This is a genomic window from Paenibacillus antarcticus, assembly GCF_001637225.1.
Taxonomy (GTDB): Bacteria; Bacillota; Bacilli; order Paenibacillales; family Paenibacillaceae; genus Paenibacillus_AQ; species Paenibacillus_AQ antarcticus.
Genome location: NZ_LVJI01000012.1, coordinates 1 through 12,610, shown reverse-complemented (window position 1 = coordinate 12,610; position 12,610 = coordinate 1). Strand labels below are relative to the sequence as shown.

General features: G+C 40.4%; 11 protein-coding genes. 3 read left to right on the top strand and 8 right to left on the bottom strand.

Annotated elements, in window-relative coordinates; genetic code table 11:
- Window positions 1-6: 6 nt before the first annotated feature.
- From PBAT_RS08080 to PBAT_RS25210, 4 genes are all read right to left on the bottom strand, one after another.
- Complete coding sequence (locus PBAT_RS08080) at window positions 7-1,668, bottom strand: glycosyltransferase (protein ID WP_068648373.1); 1,662 nt, start codon at window positions 1,666-1,668, stop codon at window positions 7-9.
- Complete coding sequence (locus PBAT_RS08075; protein WP_068648372.1) at window positions 1,661-3,691, bottom strand: glycosyltransferase family 2 protein; 2,031 nt, start codon at window positions 3,689-3,691, stop codon at window positions 1,661-1,663. The genes PBAT_RS08080 and PBAT_RS08075 overlap by 8 nt, the downstream gene beginning before the upstream one ends.
- A 156-nt stretch (window positions 3,692-3,847) precedes the next feature.
- Window positions 3,848-5,167: a DUF6385 domain-containing protein gene (locus PBAT_RS08070; RefSeq protein ID WP_248912420.1), complete on the bottom strand. Its 1,320-nt coding sequence runs from the start codon at window positions 5,165-5,167 to the stop codon at window positions 3,848-3,850.
- Window positions 5,168-5,186: 19 nt separating this feature from the next.
- Window positions 5,187-5,561, bottom strand: a complete 375-nt coding sequence (locus tag PBAT_RS25210; RefSeq protein ID WP_157091303.1) for a DUF6385 domain-containing protein — start codon at window positions 5,559-5,561, stop codon at window positions 5,187-5,189.
- A 712-nt stretch (window positions 5,562-6,273) separates the two neighbouring features.
- On the opposite strand from PBAT_RS25210, the gene PBAT_RS08060 reads away from it, so the two are divergent.
- Together PBAT_RS08060 and PBAT_RS08055 are read left to right on the top strand one after the other, a co-directional pair.
- On the top strand, window positions 6,274-6,810 hold the full coding sequence (locus tag PBAT_RS08060; RefSeq protein WP_068648370.1) for a hypothetical protein: 537 nt from the start codon (window positions 6,274-6,276) through the stop codon (window positions 6,808-6,810).
- A 24-nt stretch (window positions 6,811-6,834) separates the two neighbouring features.
- On the top strand, window positions 6,835-7,416 hold the full coding sequence (locus PBAT_RS08055; RefSeq protein WP_068648369.1) for a hypothetical protein: 582 nt from the start codon (window positions 6,835-6,837) through the stop codon (window positions 7,414-7,416).
- Between the two features lie 126 nt (window positions 7,417-7,542).
- Here PBAT_RS08055 and PBAT_RS08050 read toward each other — a convergent pair whose 3' ends face one another.
- The 4 genes from PBAT_RS08050 to PBAT_RS08035 are packed head-to-tail and all read right to left on the bottom strand — an operon-like array spanning window position 7,543 to window position 11,841.
- Window positions 7,543-8,274: a class I SAM-dependent methyltransferase gene (locus PBAT_RS08050; protein WP_068648368.1), complete on the bottom strand. Its 732-nt coding sequence runs from the start codon at window positions 8,272-8,274 to the stop codon at window positions 7,543-7,545.
- A 1-nt stretch (window position 8,275) separates the two neighbouring features.
- Window positions 8,276-9,109 (bottom strand): glycosyltransferase, encoded by an 834-nt coding sequence (locus PBAT_RS08045; protein WP_248912419.1) that lies wholly within the window; start codon window positions 9,107-9,109, stop codon window positions 8,276-8,278.
- A gap of 54 nt (window positions 9,110-9,163) precedes the next feature.
- On the bottom strand, window positions 9,164-10,741 hold the full coding sequence (locus tag PBAT_RS08040) for a glycosyltransferase family 2 protein (protein WP_068648366.1): 1,578 nt from the start codon (window positions 10,739-10,741) through the stop codon (window positions 9,164-9,166).
- A complete protein-coding gene (locus tag PBAT_RS08035) occupies window positions 10,738-11,841 on the bottom strand; it encodes a tetratricopeptide repeat-containing glycosyltransferase family 2 protein (protein WP_068648362.1) in 1,104 nt (367 codons plus the stop codon). Before PBAT_RS08035 ends, PBAT_RS08040 begins: the two co-directional genes overlap by 4 nt.
- 185 nt (window positions 11,842-12,026) lie before the next feature.
- On the opposite strand from PBAT_RS08035, the gene PBAT_RS25205 reads away from it, so the two are divergent.
- The coding region (locus tag PBAT_RS25205) for a collagen-like repeat preface domain-containing protein (RefSeq protein WP_157091302.1) at window positions 12,027-12,610 on the top strand (584 nt) is incomplete at its 3' end.

The window sequence follows — 12,610 nt, the reverse complement described above, 5'->3', positions numbered from 1 at the left end:
TCCCCTTTACTTGATTCGTGGTAAGGGTAGCATGAGTCGTACGCGACGGATGGCTGAATAGTGGGGTGAGGTTGGTTCAGTTCGACTAAGTAGAGCGTCTGTGAGAGCAATCCAAGTACGACTGAGAAGAATAGCTTCATTCATTAATGACTCCGTAGGCTTATTTGGTTGGAGGACTGGATCTTGGACGTGTTCTTGAGAATGTAATATATCAGCACATATGCGTGATTCGTTCTGATAGCGAAGTTCCCATTGTCGAAGAAGATTAAATGCTTTATTCTCCTGTCCAAATTGATATGCGTAGGGAATGGCTAAGGTAAGTGTTTCCTGAGAAAAGTCTGAAGTAAAGGGTTGGTCAGAAGATATTAAACTTCTCCATGACGCCTTCAATTCATCTGTCATGTTCGTATCCAACTGTGTATTTAGCGTCTGAGCTGCTTGATAGGAGCCATCTAAGGCTAACCAATGGATGATCTCATTCCTAATCTCTGTGGATTGAATTTGAAGTGGAAATTGATTAGCTAACAATTCTGGAATATCTTGCTCCTGATTTGAACATTTCATAATACGCAATATTCGATTCGAACTCTGCACCCAGTCTGATTGAAATAAAGCGCTTTTCGTATACCATGTTATAGCTTCCGAATCATGACCCACTTCTTCGGCTATTTGACCCAGCATATTACATGAAAGGTAGGTCCCAAGCCCAGTTTCTGTATGATAGTGCGTGGGAGCGGGGCCTAATTCAACTGCTTTCATTAGCACTGATTTAGCTTCTTGAAGTTTTCGGTTTGCAAATAATATAGCTCCTTTGAGGTGGAATATATCAGTGTATTCTGGATACATAGTAATGGCTTCGTTGCAACAATTCAGTGCTTCGTCGATTTCACCTAATGCATATCGGCATCGAATTTCATACTTGTGCAGTAAATGACCATAACTCGTATCTGCTACGCTAAGTTCCATTGACTTGTGAATATGAGTCAATGCCTTCTGGTGTTCACCTAATCGCATATATTCAACGGCCATATTGAAATGTTGAAAGGGATCATTCGGTGATCTGCTGAGTGCTATCTCGAGTAATGTTACATTTCGTTGTATTTTATCTTTCTCGATGACTGTATGATCTGCATATCCATAGTGGTGAATCATAACCGTTGAGAGGTGAAGGGCAGCATTCGGACGATGATCAGTAATGGATGCTGCAATTTGTTCATGAATAATGCCTCGAAAAAGATGCTCAGGTCGATTGCGAAACATTCTTAGAATAGGATTAACGGTTGCTGTAGGTGATGATTTTTCTTTTCCTGTATGGTTATGAATTCGTAAGAAAAATCCTTCATATTGCAAATGCATAGCGCACAGCTTTAACTCGTCTTTGCTACCTTGATCCAGTTCTTCATCCGCATCTAAGACTAGAATCCATGTTCCTTTTGCTTGGGTAATTCCTACATTACGTGCAGTTGCAAAGTCTGAAGTCCAAGGAAGTGAGATGATGTTTGCTCCATAATGCTGTGCGATCTGAATGGTAGAATCCGTAGAACCGGTATCTACCACAATGATCTCGTCAACAACTTCTTGAATACTTTCCAGACAGTTGGCTAAATGTTCAGCCTCATTCTTTACAATCATACATAAGGTTATTGGAGGGTGAGGGTTATTAATCATGACGAACCTCTGTTGTCGTTCTCTTGAGATTTATTGTGGTATGCCATCCTGTACGATTCAATAATAGAATAGCCGATCGGATAGAGCTAAGATCTTCATGTAGATGACTGCTGTGATGGTTATCAGCTAATCCGAGTGCCTCAGTGATATAGGACTCTGCGAGATGAAGGTAACAGATGGATACGGCAGTTATTATTTTTTCATTTCTGGGATGGGCCTGAAGAAGTTGTTCGAACCATGCAGCACCCTGTGCATAATGGCCTTTATCAATCAGAATTTCACCTAAGTAAATGCTAGCTTCATCATCAAGTAGATCTTGTTGTAACAAAGATAGTAGTATTTCCGCCGCTGCCATCGTATCTCCATGAACATACAACGTTGAAGCATAGGTAAGTTTACCTTCGGGGAAATGTTCTATAAGACGCTGGGCTATTTCTGGTTGGTGTAATAACACGGATTGGCGAACAAGAGTAATAACAAGTTCTAATATATCTGGGGGGTAATGATGTTTGGTTGTATCCGAAGGGATTTGTAATATTTGATCCACAAACTCATATCTTTTACACATATCAAGGGGCATGTTTACGTAAAAGTTATCTTGAAGTTCTTTCGGATCTTGTTGCCATTGACAAATAGCCCACATCTGACATGCCACAATTAGATCCTCATACGAAAGATGGGGCATTTGTTGATTGAACAGGACGGAGGCCTCTTCTAAGTGAGAAATTGTAATAAGTGAGATGCAAACATCGAATAGGATTCTTGGGTTAGAGACATATGATTGTTGTGAGTAACTTGCAATAGACTCATGAGCATGTATTTCCTTCAGTGCCTCTATTATTAGAATATGATCTTCTGTTGTTTGGGGATTTACAAGCTGTTGTAGTAAGGCGTGAATGTCCTTATTTGGCACGTCTAGTGCATCAAAACTTGAGGTAATACCCTTCAGTGAGGGCGTATATAATGGATTGAACTGAAGGGATAGATGAAATAAGCGGGCTGCATCTTCTATTCTTCCTAATTGTTGTGCGATCATCCCCATGTGACAATACGGTAGAAAATGTGCTACACCCAATTCGGTAATGTATCGCTGATGTAATATGCCGATTGTACAAGAAGTCGCGTTCTGATAAGCATCGTATGCTCTTTCAAGTAAACCTTGTCGTTCTAGAGATTGAGCAAGTAAGAAATGTAGGTCGGGATAATCCGAGTAACGATTCAATTCATGAATCAACAGAATATCTAATGGTTTTGTTAGGTTCAGTTCTAAATAAATCTTACATAAATCGCGTATCAAGTTTGCACGGTAAGACTGATTATGGGGAACAAGCATTAAGCTGTGTTCAAGGCAAAGTTGTGCTTGTTCTAATTGACCTGCCTGACAGTGGGTTACACCCATATTATAAAGAAGAAAGGGATCATCTGGTGTTTCCATTAACGATTGTTGAAGTAACGCATGATTACGTGCTACTTTGTTCTTGTTGTGTAAATATTGAGGCAAATAACCAAGGTGTATGATTTGAGTATCTGAGTTAGTTATGGCAGAGAGTCCATGTTTATCAATAATAGAAGGCTCAATTTGCTCATGAATGATTCCTCGAAACTCATAATCGCGGTCACTTCGAAATAGTCTCAACGCTTGATGTGTAACCCGATTCTCGGGCTGTCTACTAACCAGATTATCAACAGTAACCGTTACAGCTTGAATCTGAGATTCAATGGAACTCAACTGTTCTTTTAAGATATGAAGTGGGGTTAATAGACGCTCGTCTGCATCCAATATCAGAATCCACTCCGTATTCGCATGGCGTAACGCTTCATTACGGGGCTTGGAGAAATTATTCTCCCAATCCATGGATATGACATGGGCTCCATAAGACCGAGCGATCAGAATGGAAGAGTCCTTCGAACCGGTATCAATTACGATGATCTCATCTGCGTGCTGTACACTTTCTAGACATTGCGGTAATAATTCTGCTTCATCTTTTGTAATAATATGAACGCCAATAGAATGTTCATTCATGGATGTTCCTCCTCACGCTGTAACCCGTAATGCTAGGAGCAATTTCAAAACAAGTCTTCATTGACAATAGATATAACGTTTAGGATGCACGAATAAAGAGTACACGGAAGACCATGTACTCTAAAGACTCATGATATATTATGAGATTATTCTTAATTAGGTTCCCTGTGCGTTGAAAATAACGTTGATGGTTGAAGTGGTTGCTGGATTTGCTGAAACGTACGCGACGCGAGTATATTTTAAGAATCGAGATGGGACAAGTACATCAATGGCACCTGCTGCTAGTGGGTTATCACCATTAGTATCGACGTAATAATTGGTTCCGTCAGCACTGATTTGAAGCTGTGTATTGACAGGGTTGGCACCGGTGTTCTGAATAAAGAATGAATATGTTCCAAGTACGCTTGTAGTGATCGCTGGTAAAGGTGTTAGTACGTTAGTGGTTGCAACGCCTAACGTAGATTGTTCAATAAAGCTTCGTTGCGAAATAGAAGTGACACTACTTAAAGTACCGGCTGTAATTGTAGCTCCAAGTACGCTCGTGATGGTCCCGTTTAAGATATTCGTTACGGTACCCGCAGAAGATAGCGTACCGGCCGTGATGGTAGCCCCAAGAACACTGGTAATGGTACCGTTCAAGATGTTGGTCACCGTACCTGCGGAAGATAGCGTACCGGCCGTGATGGTAGCCCCAAGAACACTGGTAATGGTCCCGTTCAAGATGTTGGTTACAGTACCTGCGGAAGACAGCGTACCGGCCGTGATGGTAGCTCCAAGAACGCTAGTAATGGTTCCGTTTAAGATATTCGTTACGGTACCGGCAGTAATGGTAGCACCGAGTACACTGTCGATGGTTCCGTTTAAGATATTAGTTATAGTCCCGGCGGAAGATAAAGTACCGGCAGTAATAGTGGCACCGAGAACGCTCGTGATGGTCCCGTTTAAGATATTCGTTACAGTCCCAGCGGAAGATAGCGTACCGGCAGTAATGGTAGCACCGAGAACACTGTCGATGGTCCCGTTTAAGATATTCGTTATGGTACCGGCGGAAGATAAAGTACCTGCCGTAATGGTAGCGCCAAGTACACTCGTAATGGTCCCGTTTAAGATATTCGTTACAGTCCCGGCGGAAGATAAAGTACCTGCCGTAATGGTAGCTCCAAGTACACTCGTAATGGTCCCGTTTAAGATATTAGTTACGGTACCGGCGGAAGACAGCGTACCGGCCGTGATGGTGGCACCGAGAACACTGTCGATGGTCCCGTTTAAGATATTCGTTACGGTCCCAGCGGAAGATAGCGTACCGGCAGTAATGGTAGCACCGAGTACACTCGTAATGGTCCCGTTTAAGATGTTGGTTGAGATATTACCGTTAGAATCTGTCGCTATTGCTCGATCAACAGATGTTTCATCTCGACCAAAGATAAGAGTACGTAGATTATCTGGATCTGATTGAAAAGCGCTAAAGTTTGGCAAGACATCTCTTCCTTTCATTCTAAATTTTTTGTTCGCTTCCTGTCGTTTGAGATTGGAAATATACATCGACAATGCTTGCACTTGTTGATGCTTCTGTATTTATGGATAACCGTGTCCATTTAAGAAATCGGTTAGGAACGAATACGCGCATGGATTGCGGAGGGACAGTTTCTTGCATGTCTTTGGCATAATCAAGGGCATTAGGACTAATTTCTACTCTTACGATTATAGGTTCATCCCCGCGGTTAGCAACGGCATAAGAGGTCATAGATTTAGTTCTAGAGTCTTGTGCAGGAAGAGATGTAATAGCGTGTGATACGTTGATGTTCAAGAATTCTTCTTCCATAAAAATGGTACTTGTACTAGAGCTAGAAATGACTTCAAGTCGTCCCATGGCATCGGTTCGTATAGGGACTAGTTCTTGTCCATTTGACCCGAATATTTCTATCTTATCTCTCGTTGGGTTTAAATTTCTTATATCTAAATCCTTTGCAACGACCTGGATGGGTCGAACAATGCGTACAGGTTTTACAATTTTGTAGTAATTAATTTGTTTAACGAAACATGTTTTTTTAAAGGGAAGGCATGTCTTTTTTTTCTTTTTGAATTTGCATTTTTTTGGTTTGCATTTTTTGGGCTTGCACGGTTTGAGCCTACTTGGTTTGATAGTTTTTGTTTTATTTTGGATTTGCTTATCACAGATGTTCATTCACCTCCTAAAAGTAAATCCATTTTTGTGTTCGTTGAATTTAGGCAGATTATCGAATCAGGTGAAGACATAAATAAATGGCCCTTGCCATCGGCGAGGGCCAACATTCATGTATACATTGATTACGGATTCGCTGCGGCCACACGCAGGTAAGATGTATCATGTTGAGTTCAAATAGAGTCTGTTGCTGATATCAATATATGAGGCGAGCTTATTCATGATTGGACACGTGATATAATTAGTCATTTATACTTCATTTCATTCTAATAAGGCTAAAGAAGCAGTGAAAATACGCATTCTCCTACACAACTTGTACGATTAATTTGCATATAGTGAAGTAGAATGCAATATACAATCTAATGACTATAGTAAATGTAAAGAAAAGGGGCAGAGGATGATGGCAAACTATTCTGTATTTAATCAGATAGATAATCCTTTATATACACAGCAGGTAAATACTTACATCATGCCGGGGATAGATTCTACTCCGGAAGGATCTGCTTCCAAAGCAGGAATGTTGTTTGGTGTGAATTTTGCATCTACGGTCACAACAGCAGCTCCGTTAGTGCTTCAAATAACCAATCCATCAGGTAGTGGTAAGAATATGTATGTTTCTCGTGTTTTAGGAAGTGCAGCAACAGCGGCAGTTATCTTAACGACTATAAAGAATGGGACGGTTAGTGGAACTGCTGTAACGAAGGTGAATTTAAACTTTGGTAGCACAGCGGTAAGTGTGATGACAGCACAAAGTGCAACGACAGCGGTTACAGGAAGTCCTGTTACAGTGTCATCCATGTTATTGGCTGCTGGCCCATTTGTTATTAATTATACTGGCAGTATCATCGTCCCTCCGAATACATCATTTACGGTAACAGCGACACTTTCATCAGGTACTTCTGCTGCAACAGCTAGCATTAATTGGTGGGAATACTAATTCGATATAAAGGAGAACGTTGAAATGCCGAACTATTATGTATTTGATACGATAACCAAACCAGTAAATGTTCAAATGACGAATACGTATCAGAACCCAGCTATTAGCGCACCTCCCGAATCCAATGCTAGTAATTTTGGAAGGCTTTTTTCAATATTTGGCTCCGCTTCGTCCTTGGTAGTATTAGGTCTTACCTCAGCGACTATTTCTCTTCTGTTATCTAATCCGATTGGTAGTGGTAGAACGGTGTACTTATCCCAAGTCAATGGTAGTATTGGGGGTTCATCTTTACTGTCTTCTTTAACAGGTACTATGACTATGGTAAAAGGGGGGATATTAACAAGTCCTTCTACATTAACACCTACTAATAATAACTTTGGGAATACTACAACGAGTACTTCGACAGCCCAATCCTCAACAGGAGCGATAACTGGAGGCACTATTGTAGCTTCATTTCAACTAGCACCAGGAACCTTTGCGCAACAGTTCGTAGGAAGTATTATTCTTCCACCAGGTAGTTCTCTTTCAGCAGTGGTTACTTCTTCAAGTTCTGCGATTGGATTAACGATGACATCTGTTCTGAATTTTAATTGGTGGGAAGTCTAATGAGAATAGATCTGGAATTTGAAAAGAAAAATAGTGTACAGCATTGGGTAGGGTAACCATAAGCTGTACACTATATTTGGTTTGTTACGGTTTATTGATGCGATTTGATGATGTATAAGAGCATAGTTAACCTTCTTTTTTTCCCACGCTGACGAGTAAGTACCCTGGAAATAAGCCTTGCTCTTCACTTGAAAGCTCCTGGTACCATTGAATAATGGATTGTTTGATGATGTCCGATTGGGGAATAAAGTCAAGGAAATCTAAGCTGTTCACAAAACCAATATCTGTCTCACTAAGTAAAGCGATTCCACTCTCTTTAAATTCTTCCACAAGTGTTGTTACTGGTTCCTCTACACCATACATCCAGACACCTTGTTTCTCGGCAAAGGCTTTTCCAACTCGATAAGGTAGACACTTTGAATAGGGTGTTAAGATGAGGACAGTGCCTCCTGGTTTGGTGATCCTTGCCATTTCATTTAAGATATCTACTTTCTCATCAAATGTGAAATGCTCTAATACGCCTGCGTTCCAAGTGAGATCATATTTATGGTCAGGGGCTTGGATATTACGTATATCGGATAGAATAAATGTTCCTTGGCAACTTTCTTGTCCGAATGCCTCTCGACTATTCGCTAGTGCGTTCTCCGAATAATCTACGAGTGTTACCTGAGCACCCTCTGAGGCGAGCCGTAATGAAATTTTACCGGTACCAGATCCGGCTTCTAGAATACTCAAATTCTGAATGGGACTGACCCATTGGTGGATGGTATCGTAAATGACTTGACTAAGTGAATCCCATTGATATGAAACCTTATGTGACCATAATGTATCCCACACTTCTTTTTGTTGATCGACCATATTAGTCCTCCCCATGAATATATCTATCAATTATCGTTTCGAATTCATCGGAATTTGAGTGAATCTCGGATAATTTCTTCAATCCGTATGCTCCATATTGTTGAAACAGCCCTTTCTCATTTATGGCAAAATCAATATATTTATCGGGAAGAGACATACGCTGGGCCATAGTGGCATGGTATACCCATGATTTTAAATAGCACTTGGGACGCCAAGAGGTCTTAGTTCCCATATAATAGACGTAACCAAGGAGTAGGCTGTCATCCTCATAACCTTGTTTACCACTTAAAAATTGTGTGTCATAACCACCGACAGAACGTAAAGCACTCGCTCTGTGTATCACAGGGTGTACAAATCCCTTATGAATTTCTTCTACGCTTAAACTCTCCAAGTGAGTAATTAATTCGCGATAAGTTGAAGGAATGGTCGTATATTGTCCGAGAGGTTGTAATTCTCCTGTGATTGTAATAATACCTGGAGAAATCATAGGCTCATCATTGATATCTAAATAGTCTATTAGTGGTGCATGCCAGTTCGGTGGGAATACCATATCGACGTGAATTTCTGATATATAAGCTGTATCGCTATAATGTTTCCAAATATACTCGAAACAACGCTGTCTTGCGGGAGCAATCCCAACATTCTCCCCTTCACCAAGTATGATGGCAGTAAATTGATAGGAGGAGCATATCTGGTTCAATTGGTCATTGCTCAGTCCACCTTGATTGTAGATAATCACGAGTACATCATCGGATAAGGCTAAGCTTTCAAAGCACGCGTACGCCATAGTTAGATCTTCTGTATTCAAAGGTTCACTACGAATCATTAAAGGCATTGTATGAACGATTCTCATTAGGACTCCTTTCCATTCAGAGTAGGGTTAAATCATTTATTCTACCCACGGTATTAAATGTGGATGTTCATCTAGAATGGAGGCGTATTGCTCCTTCCAACCGAATTCGCCATTGGGATCTAACGCAAGATATCTTAAATACTTCTCTAATCGGTATTCAGGTCGTGACCATCCAAGATGCTTCAATCTCAGGTTGGATAAAGAGTGTGGTAACGCGAAGATATTCTCTGGAAGCCTACCACAATGTTGAGCAGTTTCTTTCCACTGAAATGCAAAATCTTGTTTATATCGAATGAGAAAGGGACGGTAATTGAAATGAGCCTGCCAATATTGATCTTCTCTATAATGATCTTGGTTCCATAAATCGAAGAGACGAAAGCAGTATAGATCAACATCGGCATTTCGAAGTAATGAATGGATTTCTATCGCAAATCTGGGTTCGAACATTTCGTCAGCATCCAGATTGAGAATCCAATCGGGGTTACTCTTGATTACTTCTTCCCATTGTTGCTTACGCAGATCAATCTCATTGGAGAACTTAGAGACATCGTTGTGAATCATGCGTATTGGAATACCTTGAAGAACTTCATAACATAGATCGATTGTTCCATCACTACTGCCATCGTCAATAATAACGGCCTCATCAATGTACTTACGGTGTTCCTCAAGTACTTGTCTGAGAAAGCGGGTACTTTCATTCTTCACAACCATCGTCAGTGTCAGTTTTGGGTGATCATGAATGATCTTTACAGGGGAAGGGGGTTGAGTTTCTGAGATAGAATCAGACTCTTCAATTTGAATGATTCCAGATTCTTTCTTGAAAGAAGATACTTTATCCAGATCTGAATCTCGATATAGATGGAGTGCAGGATAATGTGTATCTACATATAATGGAATACCCAATGCTACGGCACGGATACAGAAGTGGCGATCTTCCCCCCAGAAGGAAACATTATGAATGAGATCGAAATTGACACCAGCTTTAATCGCATTTTGACTAATTAAGGTACAGGCTCCTAATCCTCCTACTTCATATAAACCTGGGTTCTTCAGTTTGGAAATGAATTGTGCGAATCGGATAGCAATATCTTCATTAGATAATCGTTCACCATGATGTTGTTCCCATTGATCGTATTCATTACGCATCCATACTTGAGGCTGAAACATAGCATCAGGCTGCCACTGGGTCCAGAATATTTCGGAAATAATATCTTTATCAGTCGCAACTAAATGCTCAATTGTATCTGGATGGAGAATGAGATCGGAATCTATGAGAAATAAATAATCATAATTCAATTTGGCTGCGTGCTGAATTATTGTGTTCTTGAATTTGGCTACTTTCCAGATCAGATTGGTGTTCCACAGGTGTGTCGTGTCATCTCGAATATAGTCGTCAGAAAGTCCAGAGGATTGAAGAAGTACGTGTTCGGATTGTTGGGAGAATTGTTGAAGAATGTGGGTTGAATCTTGATCTATATTATCGTCTATGAAATAAAAGTCTAGTTCAATAAATTGTTGTTTTAAAAGAAGAAGCGAGGCAAGAAACTCCTGTAAAATAGCAGGTTTTTGGTGAATGGGGCTTCCGATCAATATGCGCTTCTTAGGATGGATCATAGTGGTTCACCTTGTACATTCTCCTCCACTTTGTGAAGAATGGATTCCAAATACGTTTTATTCTGTATGATGCTAGGGTCATCACTGCGATATTTGCGAGCTTCTTCGTTATGTTCGTAGGCGAGCTGATAATTGCCGATTCTATCGTAGCAAACACACAACTGTAAATGAGGAAGCCAAGTCGAACAAGAAAGGTTTTGGAATCCCCAACTATTAGCGTTTCGTTCGAGTTTAGTAGCCGTGTTATACCAGAAGATAGCATTGTTAATTTGGTCTTTCTGTAGAAAATGATATCCTATTCTGCAACAAAATTCAGCGCGAGGCGAATCATATTCGAAGGATCTTAAGGCCGATTCTAATTCCTTCTGTTTATTATTTAGACCATGGTAGCAATCCGAAAGTTTCCCACATGCTGAAATATTGTCTTCAATCCACCCTTCTTTTGTATCCAGGAATTTCTCATAGAACGTAATTGCACGTTCGTACATACGATGGTCTAATAACTCGTTGGCAAAATAATAAAGATCCCGTGGAGAGAATTGTTCTCCATTAGTGTAACGTTGCTCATAAATGTTAAGGTTTCTATCACTGTCATGATGAATGCTACTATGCGTTACTGCAACATCACTATTGATAATGGTTCCACCTACTTCAAGGTATTCGTGAACTGCACCAATCCAGCGAAATTGTTTACTCCGTTTAACAAGTCGATTGCGTCTGTTGCTAGATGTTACATTTCCAAAGGAGTCGAATCCTAGATGATATTTCATGGTAACGGAATCTACAGAAGGGTCCAGTGTGTCCTTCAAAACTTTAAAACGAATAGCATCTTCCTCTTTCACGACATCATCTGCATCTAACCATAAAATATAGTCCTTTGTGGCTTGACTGAACGCATAATTACGGGCCGCTGCAAAATCTTGAATCCATTTGAAATCATATAATTTTTCCGTATATTTCTTTGCAATCGTCTTGGTGAGATCTGTCGAACCCGTGTCCACAATGATGATTTCGTCTACTAATTTAGCTACAGAAGATAAGCAACGATCAAGGGTTTGCTCTTCATTTTTCACTATTAAACAGAGACTTATCGTTATCATAAAATCCCTCCGAATATAAACATATATAGACTGTATGTTTTTCCAAATAATTATATTACCGACAAAATATTCAGCTTGTTTGTGCACCAAATAATTCTTCTCTGAATATATTGTACTATTGAAGATTTGGCATGACTCAATCTTCTAAATAATTCAGAAAAGGTTTAAGGAGGAGATACAGTCATATGAGTGAATTCCCATGTCATCACGATTCAGAAGCTAAGGCTTTATTAAACATTCTTATAAGGCTTTCGGAGGTTGTTCCACCAGCACTTACGAACCCAACAACACAGAATATCACTGATCTTCAGGCAGTTTTGCGGCAATTAGTGAACTTTTTAAAAACCCCGAAATTTTGTGGTCAGGATCCAACAGAGGTCCAAGCTATATTAGAATTGACGATAGTCTCAACGGAGGTAACACCTTTTTCAATTATTAGTGTTGGGACAACGCTACAACAATTGCTTGAACAATTGTTAGTGTATGTACTTGTATTATGCATAGCCCCTTCTTGCAAAGATGAAATGGTTGACGTAATCAGACAGATTCAGGCTTCCATTTCGTATGCTTTAGGAGAATATGGTTATGGAGTAACAGGACCGACGGGTCCAACGGGGCCTACAGGACCTACAGGACCTACAGGACCTACAGGTGTTGGGGTAACAGGAGCCACTGGTGCCACGGGAGTAACAGGTGTAACAGGACCTACAGGTCCAGGAGTAGGAGAAACAGGATCCACGGGGTCTACTGGAGTAACAGGAGCAACAGG